27 protein-coding genes are annotated in these 22,181 nt (G+C 47.7%); 24 read left to right on the forward strand and 3 right to left on the reverse strand.

Translation table 11 applies throughout. The annotated features are described in order from the left end of the window. The first annotated feature begins 39 nt into the window (after positions 1–39). The 14 genes from HV318_RS23800 to HV318_RS23865 all read left to right on the forward strand — a co-directional run bounded on the left by HV318_RS23800 (position 40) and on the right by HV318_RS23865 (position 11,775). Positions 40–525 carry a hypothetical protein gene (locus HV318_RS23800; RefSeq protein ID WP_172745723.1) on the forward strand — a complete coding sequence of 162 codons (486 nt, stop codon included), beginning with the start codon at positions 40–42 and terminating at the stop codon, positions 523–525. A 40-nt stretch (positions 526–565) separates the two neighbouring features. Further along, positions 566–2,197 (forward strand): AAA family ATPase, encoded by a 1,632-nt coding sequence (locus tag HV318_RS23805; RefSeq protein ID WP_224771500.1) that lies wholly within the window; start codon positions 566–568, stop codon positions 2,195–2,197. Positions 2,198–2,334: 137 nt separating this feature from the next. Next, positions 2,335–2,559, forward strand: a complete 225-nt coding sequence (locus tag HV318_RS23810; protein WP_009653090.1) for a hypothetical protein — start codon at positions 2,335–2,337, stop codon at positions 2,557–2,559. A 64-nt stretch (positions 2,560–2,623) separates the two neighbouring features. Beyond that, positions 2,624–2,797, forward strand: coding sequence for a hypothetical protein (locus HV318_RS23815; RefSeq protein WP_009653096.1), 174 nt, complete (start codon positions 2,624–2,626; stop codon positions 2,795–2,797). 41 nt (positions 2,798–2,838) lie between these two features. Further along, positions 2,839–3,156, forward strand: coding sequence for a hypothetical protein (locus tag HV318_RS23820; RefSeq protein ID WP_007372316.1), 318 nt, complete (start codon positions 2,839–2,841; stop codon positions 3,154–3,156). A gap of 1 nt (position 3,157) precedes the next feature. Beyond that, the gene (locus tag HV318_RS23825) at positions 3,158–3,907 is read left to right on the forward strand and encodes a hypothetical protein (protein WP_045269635.1); all 750 of its coding nucleotides are present in this window, start codon (positions 3,158–3,160) and stop codon (positions 3,905–3,907) included. Positions 3,908–3,927: 20 nt separating this feature from the next. Then, on the forward strand, positions 3,928–4,614 hold the full coding sequence (locus tag HV318_RS23830) for a hypothetical protein (RefSeq protein WP_016241554.1): 687 nt from the start codon (positions 3,928–3,930) through the stop codon (positions 4,612–4,614). A 158-nt stretch (positions 4,615–4,772) separates the two neighbouring features. Beyond that, positions 4,773–5,948: a ParB/RepB/Spo0J family partition protein gene (locus HV318_RS23835; protein WP_007372318.1), complete on the forward strand. Its 1,176-nt coding sequence runs from the start codon at positions 4,773–4,775 to the stop codon at positions 5,946–5,948. A gap of 185 nt (positions 5,949–6,133) precedes the next feature. Further along, complete coding sequence (locus tag HV318_RS23840) at positions 6,134–6,643, forward strand: hypothetical protein (protein ID WP_223307977.1); 510 nt, start codon at positions 6,134–6,136, stop codon at positions 6,641–6,643. Continuing rightward, the gene (locus tag HV318_RS23845) at positions 6,640–7,008 is read left to right on the forward strand and encodes a hypothetical protein (protein WP_007372320.1); all 369 of its coding nucleotides are present in this window, start codon (positions 6,640–6,642) and stop codon (positions 7,006–7,008) included. The genes HV318_RS23840 and HV318_RS23845 overlap by 4 nt, the downstream gene beginning before the upstream one ends. A 14-nt stretch (positions 7,009–7,022) precedes the next feature. Next, positions 7,023–8,435 carry a replicative DNA helicase gene (dnaB, locus tag HV318_RS23850; protein ID WP_007372321.1) on the forward strand — a complete coding sequence of 471 codons (1,413 nt, stop codon included), beginning with the start codon at positions 7,023–7,025 and terminating at the stop codon, positions 8,433–8,435. Between the two features lie 122 nt (positions 8,436–8,557). Then, positions 8,558–8,758, forward strand: coding sequence for a hypothetical protein (locus tag HV318_RS23855; protein WP_007372322.1), 201 nt, complete (start codon positions 8,558–8,560; stop codon positions 8,756–8,758). 126 nt (positions 8,759–8,884) lie between these two features. Next, entirely contained in the window at positions 8,885–9,250 is a 366-nt protein-coding gene (locus HV318_RS23860) for a hypothetical protein (protein WP_008786579.1), read from the forward strand. Positions 9,251–9,339: 89 nt separating this feature from the next. Next, the gene (locus HV318_RS23865; protein ID WP_007372324.1) at positions 9,340–11,775 is read left to right on the forward strand and encodes a phosphoadenosine phosphosulfate reductase domain-containing protein; all 2,436 of its coding nucleotides are present in this window, start codon (positions 9,340–9,342) and stop codon (positions 11,773–11,775) included. A 64-nt stretch (positions 11,776–11,839) separates the two neighbouring features. Here HV318_RS23865 and HV318_RS23870 read toward each other — a convergent pair whose 3' ends face one another. After that, entirely contained in the window at positions 11,840–12,871 is a 1,032-nt protein-coding gene (locus tag HV318_RS23870; RefSeq protein WP_001395480.1) for an IS630-like element ISEc33 family transposase, read from the reverse strand. A gap of 133 nt (positions 12,872–13,004) precedes the next feature. On the opposite strand from HV318_RS23870, the gene HV318_RS23875 reads away from it, so the two are divergent. The 8 genes from HV318_RS23875 (at position 13,005) to HV318_RS23910 (ending at position 20,039) form a co-directional block, all read left to right on the forward strand. Then, a complete protein-coding gene (locus HV318_RS23875; RefSeq protein ID WP_086814339.1) occupies positions 13,005–13,328 on the forward strand; it encodes a hypothetical protein in 324 nt (107 codons plus the stop codon). Positions 13,329–13,338: 10 nt separating this feature from the next. Continuing rightward, positions 13,339–13,686: a hypothetical protein gene (locus HV318_RS23880; RefSeq protein WP_008786575.1), complete on the forward strand. Its 348-nt coding sequence runs from the start codon at positions 13,339–13,341 to the stop codon at positions 13,684–13,686. A gap of 250 nt (positions 13,687–13,936) precedes the next feature. Beyond that, positions 13,937–14,287, forward strand: coding sequence for a hypothetical protein (locus tag HV318_RS23885; RefSeq protein WP_007372327.1), 351 nt, complete (start codon positions 13,937–13,939; stop codon positions 14,285–14,287). Positions 14,288–14,319: 32 nt separating this feature from the next. Beyond that, on the forward strand, positions 14,320–14,619 hold the full coding sequence (locus HV318_RS23890; protein WP_016241553.1) for a hypothetical protein: 300 nt from the start codon (positions 14,320–14,322) through the stop codon (positions 14,617–14,619). Continuing rightward, positions 14,619–15,443 (forward strand): hypothetical protein, encoded by an 825-nt coding sequence (locus HV318_RS23895; protein WP_007372328.1) that lies wholly within the window; start codon positions 14,619–14,621, stop codon positions 15,441–15,443. The genes HV318_RS23890 and HV318_RS23895 overlap by 1 nt, the downstream gene beginning before the upstream one ends. Before the next feature lie 61 nt (positions 15,444–15,504). Beyond that, positions 15,505–16,164 (forward strand): DUF8336 domain-containing protein, encoded by a 660-nt coding sequence (locus tag HV318_RS23900; protein WP_008786574.1) that lies wholly within the window; start codon positions 15,505–15,507, stop codon positions 16,162–16,164. A 48-nt stretch (positions 16,165–16,212) separates the two neighbouring features. Beyond that, positions 16,213–16,458 carry a hypothetical protein gene (locus tag HV318_RS23905; protein WP_007372330.1) on the forward strand — a complete coding sequence of 82 codons (246 nt, stop codon included), beginning with the start codon at positions 16,213–16,215 and terminating at the stop codon, positions 16,456–16,458. A 203-nt stretch (positions 16,459–16,661) separates the two neighbouring features. Beyond that, complete coding sequence (locus HV318_RS23910; protein WP_048242079.1) at positions 16,662–20,039, forward strand: hypothetical protein; 3,378 nt, start codon at positions 16,662–16,664, stop codon at positions 20,037–20,039. Positions 20,040–20,260: 221 nt separating this feature from the next. On the opposite strand, the gene HV318_RS23915 is transcribed toward HV318_RS23910, so the two are convergent. Together HV318_RS23915 and HV318_RS23920 are read right to left on the reverse strand one after the other, a co-directional pair. Further along, positions 20,261–20,584: a hypothetical protein gene (locus HV318_RS23915; protein ID WP_007372332.1), complete on the reverse strand. Its 324-nt coding sequence runs from the start codon at positions 20,582–20,584 to the stop codon at positions 20,261–20,263. Positions 20,585–20,675: 91 nt separating this feature from the next. Beyond that, positions 20,676–20,867 carry a hypothetical protein gene (locus HV318_RS23920; RefSeq protein WP_007372333.1) on the reverse strand — a complete coding sequence of 64 codons (192 nt, stop codon included), beginning with the start codon at positions 20,865–20,867 and terminating at the stop codon, positions 20,676–20,678. Positions 20,868–21,010: 143 nt separating this feature from the next. Between HV318_RS23920 and HV318_RS23925 the strand changes: the two genes are divergently transcribed. Continuing rightward, positions 21,011–21,535, forward strand: coding sequence for a hypothetical protein (locus HV318_RS23925; protein ID WP_016241551.1), 525 nt, complete (start codon positions 21,011–21,013; stop codon positions 21,533–21,535). A gap of 71 nt (positions 21,536–21,606) precedes the next feature. Then, positions 21,607–22,152 carry a hypothetical protein gene (locus tag HV318_RS23930; protein ID WP_007372335.1) on the forward strand — a complete coding sequence of 182 codons (546 nt, stop codon included), beginning with the start codon at positions 21,607–21,609 and terminating at the stop codon, positions 22,150–22,152. The last annotated feature ends 29 nt before the right edge of the window (positions 22,153–22,181 follow it).

Here is a 22,181-nt window from a genome sequence, read left to right on the forward strand (position 1 = left end):
CAATTCGCCATTGCTTGATTATCGAAACTGCACCTCCTGGTGCAGTTTTTTTTTGGCCGCAAACCTATTCGTCAGGAGGAGACACCGGTTGATAATAGGAAAAAAACAGCTCATGAGGTGGCTATGCTTTCGGAAAAAATTGTAACCCTGTTTTCAAATGACGCATTAAAGCGTTTCACGATTCTTGAGGCTTACGCCGAGCTAAAACGTCAGGGTACTTTTAGCGTTTTCCTTTCGTTCATCGATCCTCGTACTGATTGTCTCGTAGAGGGTAACTTTCAATTCTACCCGAACCCCGTTAAGACCTACTCAAACATGGGAGTATGCTATCTCACTGAACATCTTGGGCTAACGTTAAAAATCCCAAGCTCTATGGAATGGTGGGCTACACATGAAAAGTCAACATTTCATAACCAAGACATCACCTATCTGAAGGAGGGTGAATACGTAAAGGCAACCATTAAACTGGAAATAGGCTCGCGGATCAGAGTTCCTAATGCGTTCGAAGTTGCCCCTTCCATGTGAACTTAAGGCATATCAAAGTAAATTACTGACGAGGACGGCTATGGCACTCACGATAAAAACAGAAACACTAAAAGCTACCACAAGCCCAACATTTGAGGCTTTACGTAATCGTTATAGCCACCGTAGTTCTGACGATGAGATTGCCGTCGATCCGCTATGTTTATCTCGGGATGATCTGAATGAACTTTTACAGGCATGTCGTGGTGATGGAGAGTCAAAAAATCGACGAGCTCTTGAATCGATCATCACTGCACTGGAAGGTGATTTCGATAAGCCTGTGAGCAGTTTTCCGGCATTCGGTCGTGTGTTACTACAGTATCTGAAGTCAAATCGAATTGATGGCTGGATATACCGACGCGGTCATGACGGCAACCTGTACCCCGGTCTTGTTACAGCAATAAAAGAAGTAAAATCAGAAAAAAACTCTGACCGTCCCCCATCACTATTGTTACAAATCAGCTGGTATGGGTTCGGCGAATATTCGCACTCCAAAAAGGTTTACGGAACCCAGCTTACCGCCCTGAATTTCGAGCCTAATGAGGTGGCGCGGCGCAGTGTCGCTAAGACACTGGCCGACCGTGATATCTACCATGAAACGCATGAGCTGAAACAAGAGTACCTGGAACAACTAACGCGGTTTAAGGAAGTGGTCGACGGGCAATTTGGCAATCAGTTTAAAGCAACCGGCAGGGCTGTCAGAATGGAATCGTATAGCTACAGCGACCGGAATCTGGAAATAGCAGGGCATAAACTGATACACGATTTGCCTGATAGTGAGTGCGATGCCTACGGTGCAGAAGTGGAGTCGCCTCTTTTTGAAGATGACCAGTTTGGCCTTTTACCCGAAATTCCTGTGCAGCGTTATTTTGATCTCTCGCTGCAAGACTTTATCTGGATACATGCCAATAACGTAGAACCATACAAGTATGATAAAGAACTGCCAAAAAAGATGGTTTTGCCGGAAGACCACCGTGATTTACTCGATATACTGACCACGGATATCAGCGCTTTCACCAGCGATATTGTTGAAGGGAAAAGCGCGGGTAACATCATCATGTGCGTGGGCTCACCCGGACTTGGGAAGACATTAACTGCTGAAGTGTATGCAGAGGTCATTGAACGGCCCCTGTACTCAATTCATGCTGGCGCACTGGGAACCAACGCCGATGACATTGAGAAAAATCTGCGGACGATTCTGACCCGGGCTAAACGCTGGAACTGTGTCCTGCTTCTGGACGAAGCCGATGTGTTTGTCATGCAGCGTGGAGCATCACTGACTCAAAATGCCATCGTTGCGGAGTTCCTCCGTACACTGGAGTATTTCGATGGGTTGATGTTCATGACAAGCAACCGGGGTAGTGACATCGATGAGGCTATCATACCAAGATGCGCTGCAATCATTCACTATGATGTGCCGGAGAAATCAGATGCCCAAAAGATCTGGAAGATTATGGGTGAGAACTTTGGCGTGAACATTCCTGATGAACTGGTCAGATCACTTGTAAACACTTACCCAGAACTTCCACCACGTGACATCAAGATGTTGCTACGGCTCACGTTGCGAATGAGCGTGAAAGAGCAGGGGAGTGGTAGCATCCCGACACTGGATATTGTGCGGAAATGCGCGATGTTTCGTGGGATAGAACGAAAGAGAAAAGAAAAAGCCCTGTGATAACGATGCCGGGTTCGCCCGGCATACAACCTGCTGGCCCAGCCCAAAGCAATCCGAGTTCTTCAGCAAAAGCAGCAGCGTGTCGGAAATAACTGTGTTATAACAATTCAGGTGATCATGATGAGAAGTTGATAACAATGTTTAAGCTAAGTCCCATAAGAAAAAAAACAAACAAGCTGCATAAACTCCTTAATAACGGCTATCGTTTCGTAATCATGCATGAAGATGAAATTATTGAACCCTTCCGCTACGAAATAGAAGCCAGACGAAAACTATTCTTTGGCAGAAAACTCCTTTCTATTTCCGACCTCATCGACTCAATAAACGATAGTGTAAAAACCCAAGCAAAACGCGCCCCTTAACTATTCGTCACCTGAATAACTCCAGCTATGATAAACATTATTATCAAGCTTAAAGGTGATACTTATGAAACCGTTTGGGATTTTCTATTCAGTAGAAGGCTGCACTTGTTCACTGTGCCGCTCGCGTGGCTATCGTAAAAACAATGCATACGATAGATCTCTTCGTGTAAGCAAACACCGCGCCCGTCAGCAGGCCAAGCGTGAAATCCGCTCCGCCGTATTCAGCATCGACAATTAAGAAAGGTTGATGATAAATAAGAAGAATAACGAGGATAACAAATGACTGATGAAAACCAAATAAAGGTGCTGTTTTGCATTCTGCGTCGTCGATTCGTGGATTATGTCCCTGAGTTTGAAAACTGTGTAGAAGAACGGGAAGTCATCAATGAAACGCCGAAGGGTTACCGTATGTCCGTCTCCTACGGCACATCAGTTTACCTGCACGCGGATTATGAGTTTTTCGAATCACGTCAGGCAGCGTATCAATGGTGCGCCCGCCGTGTGACCGCTAGCATTGAGAAGATGAAACAAAAAATGCAGGCGGCAGAAGCAACAAAAATAAAACTGATAGAAGCATCCGGGAACTGTGGCGAATAAGATGACACCACGTCAAATTATCCTCTCACATATTACAGCTGAGAAAGCACTCCCACGAGGAACGCTGATCTGGTTATTCTACGAGAATGCCGATGATTTAATCAGCCTGAATGAAGTGGACGATAATCTTGAAAGGTGGCATCAACGAGTTGGGTCGCCTGAAGAAATTCAGGTGATACTGGATATGCCTGATGACGATTCAGAAGTCTGGCTATTCAGCCCAACAAAATTATTCTCCCCACGGGTAAAAACCCCCGTTCTGACAGCCAGAGATAGGGCAGTTGCTCGCTATGGCGTTTCTCGCGTTATGACGGCGGAGAAAGTTGTTTTTCTGTATTCAGGGTATCTTCTGCACCTCTATAGACAGGCATATGGTTTCACCGGCCCTGCGCCTGAAGTTCGGGTCAACTGGAGTGCCAAACATTCATGGGGCGGCAGGAGCTCAATCACTATTTCACCATCGTCCATTTATCCTGACAGTGATACACCGCGCTATCGCTACCATGAGTACGCACATATAGAGCAGCGTAAGGACATCGGAGCATTTTATTCAATCAATCAACTGGATCATATCAAAGGCGTAGTGGCACATGAGCTTGCGCACTTTTGCCAGCGCCACACTGGAAAAGATAATTTTAAATTTGGTTTTCCGGTACTCCCTGAAAAAGATTTCAGAACGGCTCATGGTGATGGGTGGCAGTTCTTGTATGCATTTTTCAGAACAGAATTAAATAAAAGAATTCAGCGATAACCCAAAAAAAGGCATAACCAATGTACCTTCTTTCCATTTTATTATTTACATTTGTTTATCTGTTATCCTTTAATTCTGTTATAGAGGAAAATAGAGACCGCTATTCCATACAGACTTTTGCAATAGTGATGATCACGATATTCCTGATATCAATGCCAGTAACAACAACTTTTGTGTCGTTGATGCTTGAAGAAAACCAGAGAGAGCATCGTGATTTGATTTCCTTCCTGCAAATCAATTCCGTTTGGTTCGCAGGAGCCGGGGGGCTGGTGGCTATCTTCTTGTCAGCCCTGACAATGGTTCGCCTGAAGCAAAAACGTATCCGTCACAAAACATCGAACCTTAACCTCATCGTTGTGGGCCTTTTCGCGGGCGTAGTCTCTTTTGCCAGCGCGTATAAGCATCTAGCTTTCTTCAGTGGGGATGATGCGGGAGTGTTTTTATATGAGGCTATACCAGCCATCGATGACATCGACTGTAACGCGCCAATACTCCTGGTGAAATGGGAACCTGACTCAAAGAAGCCAACTGCATGGCGATGCCCTACGGGCGTTGCATTCAATATCAATAGTCCTACTCCATTCCTACCTTGGGGTTCATATGAGGAAGGGGAGAGTTCAAAACTAAATGAAGTGATGACAATTTTGATGAAAAATGCGGTCAAAATCGAAAAACGTCGCCATCTTGATGTCATCATTACGAGCTAAGGCCTTGTAATCACTGGATTACAGGGCTTTTTTATGTACCCGAAAAAAAAGAGACATTTTGTCCCCAAATACGCTTCGTCACCTGTTTGGTGTGTGTTTAACTGGATTTACAGCAAGCAACGAACCTCGCGACACAATAACTAAAGCGGAGAAACACCATGAACACCGACGTTAAAGCTATCTTCGAACAAAGCCGTACCCTGGAAAATCTGGAAGGCGCTGCGGTACTGATGCGCAGCTTAGACAAAGCGCCATCATCACTCCGAGCACTGAGCGATTTCGTAACCAAAGCGCGTAAAAGCGGCAATACGGAACAGTTCGAAGAAGCCGATATCGGGCGTAACAACGTCTTTGCGGTGAGCCCGTACTGGTTGTTTGTGGAAGAGGGACTGAACCTCCGCGACGTAAATTATGACCGTGCGGTAATGTTCAAACACGCTTATCTGGAACGTCCTCAGTCAGTGCCTGTCATCCGCGTTAAACCAGTAGTAGTGGAAGGCGTAACCCGCCTGAAAATCATTGATGGCCACCACCGTTTTGCTGGCCTGATGATGGCGATTGCTGAGGGCGCGAGCTTCCAGAAAATCACCGTCGAGGAATTTGAAGGCGGCAAGGACGAAGAAGTCTACAACATGATCGAGAGCGCCAACTCCCTTCAGTTGAAGATGGTGGAACGCGCTGAAGGCTTCAAGCGCCTGATTGGCTGGGGTCACACCATTGAGTCGATTGCTCAGCGTCTGGGTGTCTCTCTGGTCACCGTTCGCCGCAGTATCGTGCTGGCAAACGCTGACTTCAGCATCAAGATGCTGGTGAAAGAAGATAAGGTATCTGGTGACGTTGCCGTTGACGTTATTAACGAATGTCAGGGTACTGACCGCGACCCGTATGAAGTCCTGATGGAATCCCTGAAAAAGGCAGAAGGAGCTGGGAAAACCCGCGTCACTGCCAAATTCGTGAGTTCCAAGAAAAAGACTGGCCTGAAACCGAAAGTTATCCGTAAAACCTTCGACAGCCTGTTGCCAACCCTGAGCCAGCTGCGCGACCAGATCCCGCCGCAGCCGGAAGGTGAGCATGAAAATCAGATCGAAATTACGGAAACCGTGCCGGAAGAAGTCGTCTTACGCCTGACTCCTGAAATGGCCCGTACTCTGATGGCTACCCTGGCTGAACTGGAATCAGCAAAACAGGCAGAAGATGCTGAAGCTAATGGTGACAACGACGGTGATAGTGCTGAAAACAACGGCGGTGCTGACGATGCGACTGATGCCGATACCGATGGCGCTAACCAGCAGAATGGTGAAACTGAAGAGACTCAGCTGCACCCGGTGTACTAACCTCCCAGCAGGTCTTTAACAGACCTGCATAAAATTCCTTTTCATTCTGATGGGCCGGATAAACCGGCTCATATTTTTGCACATATAAATGGCCGCATTTTGCTGCCTTAAATTTTTCGATGATAGACAGGAGCGCATTAAAATATCAGGGTTATAGACTTTTTTGGATAGCAATGGGGGTCGCGTTGAATATTCAGACTAATTATATCGAGCTGCAAAATTGGCTCGAAAAGGCAAAAAGTATTTATTCCTCCGCAGGATGCCCGCACGAAAGAGTTGATGATGGCATTTTAAAAATTGCAATGCAGGTAGCGGCTATTAGAAAAACAAAACCAGATATGCTGCATGTATTCCTTCAGGAGTTAATTACTGAGTTCAAGGGTTATAAACTCATTCAGTGCCGATTCAATAAATCCAATTATGAGCATTTTGTTATGACCCCGGAAATTCAGATTCTGATCGGTGGTCTTATGGATAAAGCGTCAGAGGGAATAATGCTGGCTTCTATCTGCCACATGCTACAGGTAGATACGTTATCCGAACTTCTAAGCCTAATCCCAACGGGAATGCCAGACACCGATGTACTGGATGCGCTATGGCGTGATCAGAAGACGCCCGCAGGACTGAACCTGCTTGATGACTTCGTACTTCTGGATACCGTTGCGCTGGCTAATAAGCGGGGGATTGCTGCATGAATGTATCGGCGTTGATTAGTAGCCTCTATGTGACCGTTATCGCCGGGCAGGAGCTGGAAGCAAAAGCTCTGGAGCATCACGAACGCCGTACAGCTGGTCGATTTTGCCGAAAAACACTTTCTGTCCACGCGGTGAAGCGCAAGCCCGGGGTGGAATTTCTGGCGCGGCTGAAAGTCAATTACGCCCGCGCCAACCTGACAAACTGCGACCCCGGTACAGTAGCCGAGCTGAGGCTGGTGGGCCGCTCTGATGAAGCGAATGAGCTCTCTGAAGCAATTCTAAAGGCAATAGCATCCAGTTACCCGGAGTTGGTATCGGAATGCGCACGACAATTACAAAAACAAAAGCTATTCCAGAACCTCTGAGGCCACTTATGACTATGGCGGACATCTCGTTTACCGAAACAGGTGAGACAAAGCAAACAGCTGAATACAGCTTAAAAACCCCTCCGCAATCGATAGAAGCGGAACAGTCCGTGCTGGGCGGGTTAATGCTTGAAAACCAGAGATGGGATGATGTGGCAGAAATCGTTAGTGAGCAGGATTTTAGTTCTCGACCGCATCGCTCAATTTTCTCTGCAATGAGATCGCTCGTTGCGAATCAATTCCCGATTGATTTGATAACCCTCGCTGAGCACATCGAAAACGAGGGAGAAGGTAAGCTGGATAGTCTCGGCGGTTTCGCCTATCTGGCAGAACTGTCAAAAAATACGCCCAGTGCGGCAAATATAATTGCCTACGCGCAGATCGTCAGGGAACGTGCCGTAATCAGGGAAATGATAAAAGTTGCCAACGAAATAACCGAGGCCGGTTACAACCCGGAAGGTAGGACAAGTGACGAATTGCTTGATCTTGCAGAAAGCCGGATTTTCCAGATTGCAGAGCAAAGGGGAAATAAAAGCGGTGGGCCGGAAAATATCAGCAGCATTCTGGACAGAACCGTTACCAAGATTGAAGCCTTGTTCCAGCGTCCCCATGACGGGGTCACTGGAGTTGATACCGGCTACGTGGACGTGAACAAGAAGACAGCCGGTCTACAGCCCTCGGATTTGATTATTATCGCTGCCAGACCCTCAATGGGGAAAACTACGTTTGCAATGAACATCTGCGAGAATGTATCGCTGACAAACGATAAGCCCGTCATGATTTTCAGCCTGGAAATGCCTACGGAACAGCTCATGATGCGCTCACTGGCATCGCTATCACGCGTCAACCAGACCAGCATCCGAACCGGACAGCTCGATGACGAGGACTGGGCCCGGTTATCCGGCACAATGGGACTGCTGCTGGAAAAAAAGAACATTTACATTGATGACAGCTCTGGCCTAACACCTATGGACGTTCGCTCCCGGGCGCGTCGATTGTCCCGCGAACACGGTGGGCTTAGCCTCATTATGATCGACTACCTTCAGTTGATGCGTGTACCGTCGTTATCTGACAACAGAACTCTGGAAATTGCTGAAATCTCCCGATCTCTGAAAGCACTGGCAAAAGAGCTGAATGTACCGGTAATCGCTTTATCGCAACTAAACCGCTCGCTTGAACAACGTGCCGATAAACGTCCGGTAAACTCAGATTTGCGAGAGTCAGGCTCCATTGAGCAGGATGCTGACCTGATCATGTTTATTTACCGTGATGAGGTCTATCACGAAAATAGCGATATGAAAGGTATAGCCGAAATTATCATAGGTAAACAGCGCAACGGGCCTATAGGGACAGTACGTCTCACATTTAATGGTCAATGGTCTCGATTTGATAATTATGGTGGCCCTGAGTATCATGATGACGACTGACCATAAAAGCTACTGACCTTATCCTGATATTTAATTAAAGGTTTTCGACTGTTTAATTTCGCCAGCTGATTGGCCCGATAGATAATGGTTCTACGGACAGCAATCTTTTATATAGGTGTAAAATGAAAACGATACTCTCAGCTTTATTATTCGTTGTTTCATGGAATGCACTGGCACAGGATGAGGGAAATAGTGGTGATAAAAAGCAACAGGCAACGGCAACTATTCAAATTTCGATTACAATTTTACCCGAACCGGTAAAACCAAAGATCACCAAAGAACAGGTGAGTGATACGCTAACCGTCATTTCTTATGAATGGTAGCATCCAGACAACCAACGGTTAAGCCTGCTCCAGCAAAGAAAAGTATCTTTCTGAACATCACTTCGTCACCCGAATGCCTCGTGATTTAATAAGTAAACAAACCGGACAATATTCACGAGGTGTTTTATGACAAATGAAACTCAGAACAACGCATCCGCACCTGAAGAGTTAATCACGCGTATATCGCAGGTCATTAAACGCAAGGATGGATCTGAAGTGAAAATTACTGCTCAGGCTGCGTTCGGTGCAGGGTTAACTCGCTCTATCGATGTATATGTTCTTCGTCGGGATAATGCTGATTCAAACTGGCAAGGTTGCAGTAATCGACCAAAAGCAGGATGGCGGAATATGTCTGTAGATGAATATATCCGTGAAGGGCGCTCTGAAATGCTTAAGGCAGTTACGCCGGGAGAAATTCTAAAGCTCACAAATGCCATTGGCAAACCAATGAGTTGTCTTGATCAATTATTTCCATCCCCGATTACTAAATAAATCATTAAATAATACCGCTGGCCTTATTCGTCAGCTGGTACGCCCGTGTTTAAATAAATATACAAAACGAATAAATAAACAGGTGAACCATGCAACAGGTAATCGACTTTGGCACATCAGAACCGACCCTTGCCCCAATCCTTACCGGGGATAAATGGGATACGGTTTGGCAAACACTGGCTAATGACGAAGACCTGAATTATGTCGATGCCAGCACTGGCACGAGCATGGCCAATCTTATCACCACCGGCACAAACGCCATTTATAAAGCGCTTACTGACGGCTGGACTATGAGCCTGGCGTATTCATCAGGAAAGGACTCTGAGTGCGTTCTGCACCTCTTCCTGATGGCGCTGGTAAGGGCTACCCGCAATGGCACAAACATCAGCCAGCATCACTATGTGATCCACACCGACACGGGCATCGAGAATCCAGCCGTCCGCTGGCTGGCAGACACAAAACTCGCCGAACTTGAGGCATTCGTTGAAAAGCACCAGTTACCGCTGAGCATTGTAATTGGTAAGCCTGGACTGACATCTGGGTGGACTGGCCGCATCCTTTCAGGGCGAGGATTGCCAACATTTTCAAATAGTTCCGCCAGACAGTGCTCGATCGACTTGAAGGTCGATCCTGCACGTCGGGCCCGTGCCGAGTACATGCGAGGACTGCCTAAAGCCGTTCGTCAGCGCGTTTGTCTGCTGCTGGGTTCCCGTGATGCAGAGAGCACAACCCGTGCCATGAACATCGAAAAAAAAGGCGGGAGCGCTGAAGACGTTAAACAGACAAAAGAGGGCGGTGAGCTCTATCCGATCCGTCACTGGCATCAGGGGAACGTATGGGAATTCCTGCTATCGTCCGGGGATGAGGCTCGTTTTGCGTTACCCAGTTACCTGCCTAACAATAATGAAACTGCTGAGCTCTACAAAGAGGCTACGGGCGAATGTGTCTGGACGGGTTCTGAAAAAGCAAAAAGCGCCTGTGGTTCACGATTTGGCTGTTACCTTTGCCAGGCTGTAGGGCTCGACCGCTCTATGGAAAACCTGCTGAATGCCGACCCGGAGAAATATGGCTATATGGCTATCCTGAACCGGCTTCAGCGTTTCATTGCCAAACGCCGTTATGCCTGGGAAGACCGCCATCCAGTGGGCCGCACGGTATACGAAGGTGGGTATATTAAGATCCAGCCAGATGTATACTCGCCGAAATTCCTGGAACGTCTGTTACACATCTGCTGTAGCGCCGACTACGTAGAGCAGCAACGCGCCGATGACGTTGCCGAGAAACTCGCTTACGGCTTGCTGGAAGACAATGCGCATAACCGTCGCATGTCCCGGCCTCAGTTCCGCATCGTCAGCGAAGAAGCCGTTGTGCATGTCGATTTCATGTGGGCTTTCCATCATTTCAATGACAAGCCTTTTAGGGCACTGGAGATCTACCACCGCGTCTGGGCCCACGGCGAGCTGGATCTGTTGACTGATGAACCGACGATGCCTGTAGTCCCTCAGTCCCCAATCCCTAAAGCAGTCTGGCTGAAGGTGGGGAAATTTGGCGATGACTCACTATTTGATGGGCTGGCTGATCCTGTTGCGGAAATGACCTATTTCGACGGCGGAGATGACGAACGCGCCGCACGTGTCATCAAGACAAGAGACGGCCACCGTCGTGTTGTCAGTTTCAGCGAAGATAACGAAGTTACCGTAGATGAAGAGTCTGCAAGCTTTGTGTTATGGGTGGAATACCCACGCCTTAAATCTGCTATTGAGAGCGGGGCGTACACCGCTGGGAGCGCGGCGCAGTTCTACCTGCGTTTCGGCACGGTATCTCTGTGCAAAGGTAAGTCAGCCTTGTATCACAAAATGATGCAGCGTGGTCAAACCTACCATCGACTCGGCCTGACCGGATTCCAGTCGATGGAAGGGATCACAGCTCGAAAAGACCTTCGCATCCTCTCGACCGAGAAATACCAGCATGTTCTGAAAAGAACGCTGGAGGCCCGGATCATTCGTTTTAAATGGTGGGCTAACCTCGCTTTCACCATCCAGTACCACATGACCCGCATGACAGAATTTGGGTTCTGGCTGCATCGCGTCTTACGCCAGGAAAGCCATAACGAGCTTATGGACGAGAAAACGCTGTGCAAAAACAGCCTGGAAACTGTCCTGATCAACCAGACCAATGCCTGGTGTCTTGTGATGAGTGACGTGGGCAACAAACCTGATACATCAAATGCGCTGCGCCGCTACTGGAGACAGGAGCGGGCCCGAGCTTTCGCGCACTGTGCTTCAGTACCGGAAGTCCTTAAATCGCTGGTGGCTCGTGAGATGTTCAATATTTATCGACGTGCGCTTTATGAACTCAATAGCCATAAAGAGTTGAGCCTTGGCCTGATACACATACAGGAACTGGCAACTCAGAACGCGGACGCGTTACGGATCCATATCAAAATAATGATGCGGTTAATCAGGCTGTGGCAATTGTCAGGTTTAACAAGCATTGGTCAGAGTGAATTTTGTGAGGCGGCTTAACTGCCTGGAATAAAGGGAAAATAATGAAAATCATGCTTTCACTAAATAGCTGCGCCTAATACCGCTACACTTTTGCCTGACCATGTTTTCCTCCGGGGAATGGGCTGGCGGTTTCCATAAAATGGCGGACCTTTTTCAGTAACTGCCACATTGAGCGGCACTGATGATTACGGGTTATCGTGTCATGAAGTGCCTGCCATAGCCGTTCCACATGATTCACCCACGGCGAGTAAACCGGCTGGTAAATTACCCTGAACTTGGGATTTGCTTTCAACCAGCGCTGTGTTTCGCGGCTTTTATGGATAATGTAGTTATCAACGATCAGCGTGATTGTTTTCGCCCGCCGGTAAGTGGCTTTCAGGTGCTTTAGCAGAGCGATAAACAGCGCTGAACTTTTGCTGTTGCCGCCCACGTAGCTGACTTTACCCGTGCCACTGTGCAGTGCGCCGGCCAGATAGTATTTTTCGTTCTGCCCCGGCGTCACTACCCGTTTCTGCTGTCCGCGCAACTGCCAGTCCGCACCGATTTTAGGATTAAGGTGGATATCCACTTCATCTTCATAAAATACCGGATGCTCTGCGCTGCATTCATCCAGCGCTTTGTGGATTACCGCCATCTTTTCATCTTTATGTGGGTCACGGATACGCAGAGTTGGCGCGGCCCTGCGCCATACAAGCCCCGCAGATGGCAACCAGCGGCGAACGGTTCCTGCATGTAACTGGCAACCGGTTATCTCATTGATTTTTATTGCCAGTAATTCGGTGCTCCAGCGTGAACGTTGATAACCAAAATCGCCGGGAGAATGCTTTATCAGCTCACGTAACAGGGTGCAGATATGTTCAAAAGGCCAGCGTCGGGAGCGCCCTGCGGGTAAGGATTTCAGGCCTTCAATACCTGAGTGCGTAAACCAGTTAATCCAGCGACCAACGGATGAACGGGCACAACAGAGAGTTCTGGCAACATCGCTGACCCGTTCACCCCGATGAAGCATTAGCATGGCCGTGAGTCTGCGGGCATGATTTTTATCACGCGTTTTATGAATAGCTTTCTGCATCAGGCGTCGTTCGCCACGGGGTATTGGTACTATGATCGGCATCGCTCAGTCCGGTTGGTGATTTTGGTTGGTTTGGCGATTGATCAGATCGCACAATCCGGGCTGAGTTCCCTTTCAGTGATCTACTATTCCGCGCAGCTATTTAGGCTCTGTTGCTATTACGACAGTAGCATCTATGTTGTTGCTGTGCAGCCAGGCTAATGGCAGCAACGGGAACAGGCCTTTACGGATCAACGAACCTGTTCAGATTACTATCGAACAAGTGATGTATCGCATTGCAAATGGTAACCAGAATATCGGCATGAAAATGCGTGAAAACCCAGTGCTGTTTTCGGGTCATGCCGGAATCAGTGTAGAGCTAAGTGATTTTCCGCCCGGGTCAAAATCCGCGCCCGTACCCGGAACTACCGTAATGCTGCGTACCGCTTTGTCTGGTCAGACAGAGGCCTGTTATCAGCAGCACTGCTACTCAGCCGAAGTGACCACGTACAACGAATAGAGGTCTTGCTATGGCAGACAGAACTGATGGAATGAAAGGAAGAGCACTGATTAGGCAGTTGTCCGGTATGCCACCCGGCGTTAACCCATTAAACGTTCCTCAGCCGCTTAAGCGAACCGTGTGCCTGGCAAAAGGCATAGTGGATACATGGGATAGTTTTCCATCCGAAAACAACCTTGCAATCGCCCTGGAAAACGCCGCTGCAATATCACGGCTGGCGATAAGCCTCCTGCAAGAACGGGAAGTACTGTACCGGCAGCTGGCATCTCTTGGAGTAGAACCAGAGAAAATGAAACAATCCGTCGAAGCCATCCCGATGGAAACGCTTTTAAAAAGCCTTCCAATGAGGAAAAAGTAACTTTCTAGCGTTTTTTGTTTCCGCTGTAAGAAGACACCTTTTTTGGTGCTCAATAGCAGTATTTTTTTAACAGATAAACTAAACGAATTCAATATTTCTTAAATTCAAGCACATTTTGTCTTCTTTTAAATTTCGTCGTAGGTTTAATGCAGTTAATAATGTTACTCACGGATTAATTTTTAAAAAATACAGAGCCTAATCAGGCTATACGGGTTTTGTAATTGCTATCATTAAAGTCACGAGGAAAACCATGAGTGCATACGTCGAGCAGGTATTTAATGATGTTGAAAAAATGCGTGGCAAAGTTCTGGCCGACCGATTCCGCATGGTATTCAAAAAAATCCAGCTTGTGAAGAACGACGACTCAGACGAGGCCTACAACCTGAAGCAACAGGAAAACCTAGCCGCTGTCACTGAACTTCAGAATGCTGGTGGTTTCATTGATTGGGACATCAAGGTCACTAAGTATAGCAACACATCCACTCAGGTTGAGTTGCGGCATAAGGTAGATGGTGTGCTGGTATGGCGCGATTTTACCTTCGTAAGCGATTTTGTATTCGAACTCGCTAAAAACGTTGTCTATTCAAAAGAGACGGTCTGAATTCAATTTTTGCATTAATAACCGGTGGAAAAATGGAGCAACTGACACCTGCAAAACTCGACTCGATGATTACTGAGACTACAACTGAACTGCTATATGCGCAGAGGGCACTTATCAGCCCAAGCCGAGCTGATGCGATGGAAAAGAAAGCGTCTCAATTACTCAGCATATTATTGGAGTTAAAGGAACTAAGAAATAAAAGCCCACAAAAAATCATACTGCCACCCCCTGCATGTTGCTTTGCAGATCATAGTTATCCTGCATATTCCAGAGACCAAGTTATTGCAATACTTGATTCTCTTGGACATAAAATTATTGAAAAGGAAAATTAATGCGCCAGACAAAAATCGTAAATATATTCTATGCCAGTGCTGAAGAGCTTCAGCTAGGCATTAACGAGATAGATACTGAGATTACGACCGCTTTGCAGAACGGCAATATGGAAGCCGTCAAAAAAGCAACGTTACTTAAAAACACCATGATTAGTCTGCTGGACAACAAACAGAAGGGCGAGCTGGTTCAAGAAACGTGTACGTCAGGCGAAAAGGCTGATTCATCGGTAGAAATAACGGACGCAATGGCCTACGCGTTCCACGCGGCATCTGGTGAGGGTGCAATTGGTTCCGATGATGTTGAAGAGATAAAGCGTGGTCTGCGGGTAGTTATCAATGAGTGTGGCCTCACAAATCACCTCGTAAAGATCCCTGCTGGTTTACACGATGCAACAGCTCAGCTTGTAGTTAACTTCGCCTCTGAGATGGCGGGTAAGCTTTACCGGGCCCAGGAGAAGTATGGTCGTGGGGCTGAATGGGCAAAATCTGACTGGAAGGATGAATGCCTCAAAGAGCTCCACCGACACCTTTCAAAAGGTGATCCACGTGATGTAGCAGCCTACTGCATGTTTTCGTGGCATCACGGTTGGCTGACCCACAGCGAACAACCTGCTATAGCGGGGCTCAGCGAAAGAGTTCTGTTCGATAGCTTTATGAAAGATGATTACTCACCTGATTCAAGTGGTTCAGTATCAGAGGAAGAAGAAAGGGTCTTTCTTGAGGTGCTCTTTCACATATGGCAAGGCCGGGCCGCAGTTCAGAATGGATTAACTCAACAGGAAATGGATATCGTAATGAAGTACCGGGAACAAAATCAGAAATAACATTACTGCGTTCTGACAACCAGTAAATTAACTCGATGCGGTATTTCAGAAAGGAAAAATTATGATCGTTCTCAAATACCCTCCTTACCCATCGCCCTTCTGGTTCCGGGGGGAAAAAGATAAAACGGGTGTGGTTACCGAGGTTGGAACAGTTTATGTGGAAGCAACAAAGGATAACCTGCTGCTGGTGGAGGGCACACTCCCTCCGGTAGGTGCGACTTTGTTTCTTACACCTGACCGGTTCGATATTAAAGCTGAAACTGAGATTGATAGCCGGGCCCGACGAGAGGAACAGGCCAGACAACGTCTGACACGGCAAGAAGAAGAACGACAGCAAAAGGCCGCTCTCGATATGAAGCTGATGCAACAGGCGCAAGAGCGAAACGCTCGTTTGTATCTTCCGGTACGATGGACAAGCGGATTCAAATCGGTGATTTCCGGGCTGACGGAAAACAGTAGCGGTAACGGTATAAACCGGCGAACTGTGATTCACGTGCTTTTACTTGAGGACATACGTGATGGGCGCCTGGTCAGAAATGAAGGGGATTTTCTTTGCACCGCCGCAGGTGGAAGTAACGGCAAGCTTTGGGTTAACCCAGCCACCCATAGTGATGGTGAGTACGGGCCTTACGTATGTGAAATAACGTGTAAGCAGTGTATTAAGGCTGCTCTACGTTGGCAGGATAAAAATAAGGCCGTCCCACCGGAATGTGTTCCGTAGGTATCAGGCGAACCGATCACCACGCTATAGAGAGAGGGGACAGTGAACATGCAAGTTGCTAAAAACAAGTACGCCGTTCTGGACAGTGCGATCATGAAAATACTCGGCAAAGAGCCGGTTCCATTTTCACTGATTATGCTTCCAGACGTAGCTGGTGAGTGTTCCCGACTCGCTGATGAGGAGAGGAATAAGCCGATGCCATTCCGCATTCTTGACCGGCGGTTACAGGCGCTAAGAAAGGCTGGCAAAATTCAGTTCGTGACCGGAAAAGGCTGGGTAAACCCTCTTTCCTGACCACCCGCAATTCGTACTGCATCTTCCTTTTCGTAAAAGGCAACTCTTCGTTGCCTTTCATCCCCCAGAGCTATTCGTCACCTGCCCCCCCAACGATAAAATCAAAGTATCACAAACAATATGTCCCCCATTTAAGCCATTAGAAACACCATGTCCTAGTACAATAGCGGCAACATGGCTAAAGCCGGGGGAAGGAGATCATAATGACGGGTATCGTGCGCATTGAACAACCGGTAGAGCGAATTGAACGTTTCCATTCTCTTCAAGGCGGTCAGTACTGGCGGGCAAATGAAGCCATTGCTGAAGAGAACATTGCCGCTTCCGAAGTACTGCTGATTGAATCGCTGCGTTGGGTCGACAACAAACTGCATACGGTCATTCTGCGCACCCACCCATCAAAACATGGCCAACACATTCGGTTTGAATATACCGATGAATCTGGCCGCACTTGTGGCACTACCCGTAGCTTCACTCAGCACCGCTTTTTGTTTGATGACTTCGTTAACAAATTCACCTTTGCTGCTGACTCGAAAGAAGTCCGCGAAAGTGAAGTGCAGGCCTGCCAGCAGTTGGCTCAGAAGCTGACCGTTGAACTTTCCGAGGCGATGACAAACCCTGAACGCATGAAAGAGATCATTGCGGAACGCCTTGAAAAAGAGCAGACAGAAAAAAGCGAGAACAAACTCAATACTCTACCCGCGACGATTGACCAGTACACAAACCTCGCCACCGGCCCGTTAGAAAATGCGCTGACATCCGGTGTCAATGAGGAAAGCATTAAGGGAATGATGGAAGCGGCTCGGCATGGACATAAACTGGCCGTCATACAATCTGAATGGCTACAAGGTAAGAATAACGAAATTACCAGGGCCGTTCAGGCCGTCGTACCCTATTACCAGGAAATGGCTGCGGCGCAGCTGGCCGCATTCGAAGAGAGCAGGGAGAACGTTGAATCGCTGATGAAAGGGATTGCGTCTCTGGATCTTTTCATCGGCAAAGATGTTGTCGTCAACACGATAATCAAAGGCAATTCAGCCCCGAGCGACATTCCTCTGACATTTGTCCAGAAAAAGCTACTGATGGATGAGGAGCTCGCTGTCTATCTGGATCTGGGAGACTGGTTCGATTTCACCAAAGCAGATTTATTCGACCAGGCACTGCAAAAACACCCGGGCCTAATCGAGCAGATTTTCCCGACCCAACGTTGCGTACTGGTTATGGCCGTCACCAGACGGCACGTCAATTATCAGGATCCGTGGGAGGCTGCGGCCAAAGACTTTCAAAACAGATGTGTCTTCCTGCTGGTACGAGACGGCGAAAATATTTACCAGGTATGCAGCCCGGTTGAATCTCATCTGGGCGCTCATACGCTGTTCCCTGAACGTGACGAGCAGGACGCGCTTTTTCGCGGTTTTGACGGTTCTCGCATCACCTTCCGCGATGTAGCTTACACTGACCGGCTGCGGGCGCATGAAAAGATGGCGCTGCACTATAAACGTTTCCTGATCCTTTGCTGCGGGCTCGACCAGCGTGAGCGCCTGTTTGGCGAATTCTATGATCGCAGTAGTAACATTAATTTCATCTCGATGGACTTCCAGGAGAAATATTGCCGCTTTATTCATGACGCAGATGGAACCGGTCTGTTGAGTGACCCGGAGGCCGATACCAGACCATCGCTGGAGTCCTACATTAAGCAGGCGAACCAGCACCTGCGTTCTGGTTCACGCGTCTTTTGTGAGTGGAGACAGGTCGTTAATCCGGTTACCGCACCCGGGGCAGCTAAGGATGATTCAGGTAACGGCTACCGGGGACATTCATTCACGGTTGATTTCGTTAAAAGCCGTAGTACCAGCGTGGCATACCAGAAGAATGAAGAGATCTACGTTGATGTGCCAGTCGTTCAGCACACCTACAGCCGTAATGCGAAGTCAGACAAACGAGAATTCAATGCCAAGGTATGCCTCTCAAAATTCAGAACCTCTGATAGCCTTGGCTATCTTTGCCTGGACACGGTGAAATCCGCCGATCTCGAATATTACATTCACAACCGGCGTATCCGGGCTAACCATCTTTATTACATCCGGCTCTTCAAAGAACTTGCGGCACTGCTGAAGCTGGAAGAAACGCATGAAGAACAATACCGAAGCAAAATGCTGGCGGCTTTAAACGCCGGGAACATCGGTGACGAAAATGACCGGGTTGCGGCTGTAGATAAAACGATTCAGACGTGGCGCTGCGCAAACCGAGGTGCATCCCTCCAAAGTGGTCTGGAAGATGAGAAGCAATGGAAAGCGCTCCTTGCCATGATGGATTTAATTGCATGGCGAGGTCATGCAAGCATCCCGCAAATTGAATGCTACTGTGAGCAACTTGGAAACTCTCCTCTACGGCTTGTGGTAATGCCAAACGGCAAACTGGGCCTGTATGTAGCCCCACGAGCTGAAGAACGAAACGATGCAGCTGAGAAACACAAATGGGCTATACGTGTGGTATTGAGTCTGACGCGTACCGGTGTGAAAGAGGTATCTCGCTCATGGGCTCTGGTTAACGAACTGAGCGTATCTGAATGCACCCTCAAAGAATGGCCGCTGGTGGATGAGTGGAAAGGGTTAAAGTCTGTATTTGAAAGCTACGACCGGAAACTTAAAGCTCTGGCAGACATTGAACTGGGCCGTGAGACTCTCAAGCGTCTGAATCCCAGCAACCAGGAAGGTCTGAGCGAGCTGGCAGAATTGTGGATTAATGCTTTTGAAGAAATGAACTTCTACCGACCGACTGGCGGGATCGTTCAAAAGCCAGTAATGATGATCCCGATTGGTCTTATTGTCGACCGTGAGGAGTGGTCATACTTATATCTTGGTACACGCGGCTCTGCGGTCGAGTATATCTATCAGAATCTGAATGATAAGGCACTCAAGGCCCGGGTAGCCCACCGTCTGATTTCAAATTACGAGGTCAAAGAGGGTAAGCTCGATAATCTTGCCAATAAGAAAACAAGTCTGGGTCTCTTTTGCACAAAACAGCGCCCGGACATGGCCCCTTTTAGCGCAGACCGAAACATAGAGACATATGGGCCTGATTTCGGCGTTAACCATGCTGTGCTTACGCATATGGTATCGTTTAAATCGCAGATAGCGCTGATTCAGCAAGAGGCAGATCGCGGCTTACACCGTCTCTTCACGATAGCCAGCAACCTGGTCAGTTCAGCCGGGGAGTTGCTTATCGATCAACTGCTCGGCGATGCGGCGCGAGATGCAGATGAGCCGGTAGATATTCTTGAGGTGGTTATTAACCCAGCGCCAACCGGTGAACCAGGGGCGAAGCTGAAGAAGAATGGTGAGACATTCTGGCATAAGCACTGGTGTGATTTGTGTAAGCCAGGAACCGAAGAAAGCCTGGCACTCTCCCACATTCACGCGCCGGATCACGTCATTACGCGGACTTCGTTCAGTTCCAAGGAGGATGCCATCCTCTTCGTACTCAAGACGATGCCGCAGGCCAGAAAATACGAAAAGGATTTCTTCCGCGACAATGATTTCGATGTACCTGATGGGATTATTGAACGGTGGATAGACCGTTAATCATATGCAGTATGAATAAAAAAAAGCCCGCTTTAGTCGTTGCAAGCGGGCTTTTTATTTCTTCGCGTTACAGCTGTGGCATCAATTACAAAACGGAACGGCTTGGTGCCGGGGCGAAGAACGGAGAAAGGGATAGGCACGAGGTGGTGATAATGTTGCTATTCATATGGGGTATGAATAAGAAACAGCCCACTTGCGAGTACTAAGTGGGCCATTGAGGGTCAGGCATAAGACTCAGACAGAGCAGTAGCGGCTTCAAGCGCCGGTTCAAGCGACAGGCTGTTATCGCTGATAACATTCCATCCCTCATTGCCGTAAACAAAATGGACGTAACCTGCACGTTCAGTTTCTTCAGGGCGATAAGCATAGAAGTAGTCTTCATCAGTAGAGAACATGGCTTCAACAATACGTTCTACGTTCGTAGAGCGCTTCAGCACAATCTCTTCTGAGTCGAATACCGAGATGCTATATCCTGCTTCAATCAACCCGGTTGCTGCTGCCCGGGCAATTTCCTGCTCAATACGTTGCCGCTGATCTACGTTCATGCCTGCTGCTCCTCGATGGGAAGTGAAGTCGAACACACGAGAAAGCATGAACTATAGTTCACATTTAATCAATAAAAAAGGGAACTATACTTCACTTATTCTTGGTTTTTTTTAATACTGGTAGTCCTGCAAGCGCATCGTTCCAATGCTGCTCGCGTTCCTCATTACCTGAAATATTACTTATCCATCTTTCGGACTTGCCCCAGCGCTGTGCCAGCGCCTGCCGCGTCCAGCCTTTGCGTTTCATCTCTGCTTTAAATTCATCGCTGGTGGGTTTGTACATAGGTTAATCCACGTGAACTATAATTCACCTGATAGTACGGTAAGGCTGGTTAAGTAACAACGGGATATCGACGGTCATCTTCCGTTCCCGCACACGGGCCAGTGCTCCTGGCTATACTGAGTCAAAAATGCGGAGGACACATTATGTTTGAACGTATAAGCAGGTTTTTCGCTGGCGCAACAAAACAGGAGAGGGCGGAACCGTCAGTCTCTATACCTGAACCTGTTACTCTTGAGGGTGATAACGCGCCATCAGCTATCGAACATGACAGAAAAATAGTCCATGACAGCAGGGTATTTATACATAGGTCTTTAGGCTTTATACTTATGGTATATTCTCCCGAATTATTCAGAAAAGCCATTAATCATGACATATGTCTTGGCTATATATATGGTTATATCATAGCGGCAATAGGTGACGACGAAGAGTTATGTAAAGCATCGGAAAATCGTCGATGGGATGTTGTCGCTGCCTATTATCGAAGTTTATTGGATTATTCAGCTGAAGCTTACTATGAGAAAACTGTAAACGCGATGGATAATTACCACTTCAAACAAGCAAGAAATGTAAGCGTAATGGATTATCACAAAAACAAAATCAATCCTGATGGCGATAATCATCATTTGCGTTTTCTAATGACCGAAATAATTGAAGATAGGGTTGAATAAATACACGTTTCGTCACATGAACGACCTATGGTTTACTGAATATAACGACAACGAACCATAGGCCAGAAAAAATGACACTTCAAAAAGCCAACGAAAAACGTATTGAAAACTTCCTAGCCAAACAAATTCGTCATAACGGTAAGATTTTATCAATGCGTGAATTTATGGATTCACTCATTGCTGACGGCTATAGCCCACGTGCAAAAGCGGAACAGAAAGTAGGACACCCCAGCAGCCGTCAAACCTTTCGCTGGAACAACGAGCAGCAAAGGGAGCACCAGATTAAGCGAGCTCTGGGGGGTACTGTTCTGAAATATTCAATGGTGTCATCTGACGGCTCATTTTATGACATTGAAAAAATTGCCTATGATTACGTCATTGAAAAAATGGGCGGGGTTAACGTTAAGCCGGAAACGATGTGTTTTGCGATTTTCAACAGCCCTTCATCATTGCGGGGCGGGAAGAGAGAGCGCTGTGTAGCTGTCTATAGCCGCACTGTGGCAACAGAGGAACAACGGGTCAGGAGCATGTTATCTACTGACTTCACGCATTATGATCTGGTCTGGTTCGGTGAAGCCACTTCCCAGAAGGAAGCGCTGGAACTAGCCGAGGGATAATATCAATTAGCCACCAAGGAAATAACCGG

The organism is Enterobacter sp. RHBSTW-00901 (genome assembly GCF_014103115.1).
GTDB lineage: Bacteria > Pseudomonadota > Gammaproteobacteria > Enterobacterales > Enterobacteriaceae > Enterobacter > Enterobacter cloacae_P.

Coding starts and splice junctions, on each gene's coding strand:
- HV318_RS23825 (WP_045269635.1), top strand. CDS start 3,158: ATGACACCACGTCAAATTATCCTCTCACATATTACAGCTGAGAAAGCA.
- HV318_RS23805 (WP_224771500.1), top strand. CDS start 566: ATGGCACTCACGATAAAAACAGAAACACTAAAAGCTACCACAAGCCCA.
- HV318_RS23855 (WP_007372322.1), top strand. CDS start 8,558: ATGAAAACGATACTCTCAGCTTTATTATTCGTTGTTTCATGGAATGCA.
- HV318_RS23890 (WP_016241553.1), top strand. CDS start 14,320: ATGGAGCAACTGACACCTGCAAAACTCGACTCGATGATTACTGAGACT.
- HV318_RS23860 (WP_008786579.1), top strand. CDS start 8,885: ATGACAAATGAAACTCAGAACAACGCATCCGCACCTGAAGAGTTAATC.
- HV318_RS23875 (WP_086814339.1), top strand. CDS start 13,005: ATGTTGTTGCTGTGCAGCCAGGCTAATGGCAGCAACGGGAACAGGCCT.
- HV318_RS23845 (WP_007372320.1), top strand. CDS start 6,640: ATGAATGTATCGGCGTTGATTAGTAGCCTCTATGTGACCGTTATCGCC.
- HV318_RS23815 (WP_009653096.1), top strand. CDS start 2,624: ATGAAACCGTTTGGGATTTTCTATTCAGTAGAAGGCTGCACTTGTTCA.
- HV318_RS23830 (WP_016241554.1), top strand. CDS start 3,928: ATGTACCTTCTTTCCATTTTATTATTTACATTTGTTTATCTGTTATCC.
- HV318_RS23885 (WP_007372327.1), top strand. CDS start 13,937: ATGAGTGCATACGTCGAGCAGGTATTTAATGATGTTGAAAAAATGCGT.
- HV318_RS23905 (WP_007372330.1), top strand. CDS start 16,213: ATGCAAGTTGCTAAAAACAAGTACGCCGTTCTGGACAGTGCGATCATG.
- HV318_RS23900 (WP_008786574.1), top strand. CDS start 15,505: ATGATCGTTCTCAAATACCCTCCTTACCCATCGCCCTTCTGGTTCCGG.
- HV318_RS23915 (WP_007372332.1), bottom strand. CDS start 20,584: ATGAACGTAGATCAGCGGCAACGTATTGAGCAGGAAATTGCCCGGGCA.
- HV318_RS23865 (WP_007372324.1), top strand. CDS start 9,340: ATGCAACAGGTAATCGACTTTGGCACATCAGAACCGACCCTTGCCCCA.
- dnaB (WP_007372321.1), top strand. CDS start 7,023: ATGGCGGACATCTCGTTTACCGAAACAGGTGAGACAAAGCAAACAGCT.
- HV318_RS23920 (WP_007372333.1), bottom strand. CDS start 20,867: ATGTACAAACCCACCAGCGATGAATTTAAAGCAGAGATGAAACGCAAA.
- HV318_RS23930 (WP_007372335.1), top strand. CDS start 21,607: ATGACACTTCAAAAAGCCAACGAAAAACGTATTGAAAACTTCCTAGCC.
- HV318_RS23810 (WP_009653090.1), top strand. CDS start 2,335: ATGTTTAAGCTAAGTCCCATAAGAAAAAAAACAAACAAGCTGCATAAA.
- HV318_RS23820 (WP_007372316.1), top strand. CDS start 2,839: ATGACTGATGAAAACCAAATAAAGGTGCTGTTTTGCATTCTGCGTCGT.
- HV318_RS23880 (WP_008786575.1), top strand. CDS start 13,339: ATGGCAGACAGAACTGATGGAATGAAAGGAAGAGCACTGATTAGGCAG.
- HV318_RS23925 (WP_016241551.1), top strand. CDS start 21,011: ATGTTTGAACGTATAAGCAGGTTTTTCGCTGGCGCAACAAAACAGGAG.
- HV318_RS23835 (WP_007372318.1), top strand. CDS start 4,773: ATGAACACCGACGTTAAAGCTATCTTCGAACAAAGCCGTACCCTGGAA.
- HV318_RS23895 (WP_007372328.1), top strand. CDS start 14,619: ATGCGCCAGACAAAAATCGTAAATATATTCTATGCCAGTGCTGAAGAG.
- HV318_RS23870 (WP_001395480.1), bottom strand. CDS start 12,871: ATGCCGATCATAGTACCAATACCCCGTGGCGAACGACGCCTGATGCAG.
- HV318_RS23910 (WP_048242079.1), top strand. CDS start 16,662: ATGACGGGTATCGTGCGCATTGAACAACCGGTAGAGCGAATTGAACGT.